The following is a 1,603-nucleotide window of genomic DNA, read 5'->3' on the forward strand; positions in this document are numbered from 1 at the left end:
CTCGGCGCGCACCAGGTGCTCCTCCCCCGCGTGCGAGCCGGCCGAGATGACGCTCATCCCCTCGTCCACCAGCACCGGCCTCCGGGCCGAGCACCGCGCCGAGCGGCAGACAGACGAGCGCGGCCAGCACCACCCCGGGGACGGCTGCGGGCGCGGTGGGCGGGCCGCCGAGCCCGTCCACCGGGACGTGGCCGCCACGGCCCGGCAGCCGGGTCACGACCGGGGCGAGCAACAGTCCGGCCGCGAGCAGCGCGGGCAGCGGCCACCACCAGGGGGCGCGTCCGTAGCCCACCGCGGCGGGCAGGCTCTCCCAGACCCAGTGCTGGAGTTCGTGCTCCAGGCCGACGAAGCCGAAGGCCGCCAGCGAGACCGGGACGCCGACCAGCCCCGCGATCAGCAGCAGGCGCAGGTAGCCCTCGTGCAGCAGCACCTCACGCAGGGTCGGGCCGCCGCCCGGCCGCCGGGACGTCGTCGGCATCGCCGCTCCCTCGCGCTCCCGGGCCACCCGCCGTCCGGAAGGCCCCGTCCTGCGACCGAGTCTCGCCGGTGGCCGGGAGCCCCGCACGGCGCACGGGCCGTCGACCGGCGGCGCGCCGGACACGGCTGCGCCGGGCGGGTGAGGACCGGACCGGGCGGGTGAGGATCAGACCGGGCGGGTGAGGACCGGACCGGGCGGGTGAGGATCAGACCGGGCGGGCGTCGGTGCCCAGGGCGCTCTCGATGCCCTGGACCATCTTCCACAGCGGTGCCCGGCGGCTGGCCACCAGGACCACGACCTCGTCGGCCCCGCCCTCGGCCGCGGCGTCGGCCGGACGGTCGGTCCAGGTGCCGGTGACGAAGGCCATCGCGGCGTCCACCTCGGCGACCCAGTCGCTCTTCCCGCCCGAGCGCAGCCAGGTGCGCAGGGCGTGGTTGTGGGCGGAGACGACGGCCGCGGCGATCACGTCCGCGCGCAGCGGGCCGTCCGGGCGGTCGGCGTAACGGCCGCGCAGGTAGGCGGCCAGGGTGTGCTCGTAGCGCCAGACCACGGACAGCTCGTACGCCCGCAGGCCGGGCACCTTGCGGGTCAGGCGGTAGCGCTGGACGGAGAAGGAGGGCTGCTCGGCGTACATCCGCAGGACCAGGCGGGCCGCGTCACAGGCGTGCTTGACCGGGTCCTCCTCGCCGGTGCCGGACTCCAGGAACTCCGTCATCTCGGCGAGGCTGCGCTCGTGGTCGGGGAAGACCACGTCCTCCTTCGCCGGGAAGTAGCGGAAGAAGGAGCGCCGGCCGACGCCGGCCAGCGAGACGATGTCGTCGACGGTCGTCTGTTCGAAGCCGCGCTCCAGGAAGAGCTCGAAGGCCGCGGCCACCAGCGCCTCGCGCATCGCCGGCTTCGAGGGCCCGTCGTTCATGGGCTGGTCCTGTTCTTCCTTCTCGCTCATTCACCGGAACCTAGCATCGGACGAGGCGTCGGCCCCGACGGCCGGCGGCGGGCCGGCCCGGCCGTCGGGACACCTCGGTGCGCCGCTACGGGAGGTTGCGGGCCATCACGATCCGCTGGACCTGGTTGGTGCCCTCGTAGATCTGCGTGATCTTCGCGTCCCGCATCATCCGCTCCACC

The 1,603-nt window shown here is 75.0% G+C and carries 2 protein-coding genes and 1 pseudogene; all 3 read right to left on the reverse strand.

Annotation, left to right across the window (positions count from 1 at the left end; genetic code table 11):
- Nucleotides 1-478, reverse strand: a pseudogene (locus AB0E96_RS40985) (chloride channel protein); the annotation flags it as partial.
- Nucleotides 479-683: 205 nt separating this feature from the next.
- Nucleotides 684-1,424 carry a TetR family transcriptional regulator gene (locus AB0E96_RS40990; RefSeq protein WP_359831914.1) on the reverse strand — a complete coding sequence of 247 codons (741 nt, stop codon included), beginning with the start codon at nt 1,422-1,424 and terminating at the stop codon, nt 684-686.
- An 85-nt stretch (nt 1,425-1,509) separates the two neighbouring features.
- Nucleotides 1,510-1,603 (reverse strand): acyl-CoA dehydrogenase family protein (locus tag AB0E96_RS40995; RefSeq protein ID WP_132919430.1); only part of this gene is annotated, 94 nt, incomplete at its 5' end.

It is taken from the genome of Kitasatospora sp. NPDC036755 (genome assembly GCF_040636595.1).
GTDB lineage: Bacteria > Actinomycetota > Actinomycetes > Streptomycetales > Streptomycetaceae > Kitasatospora.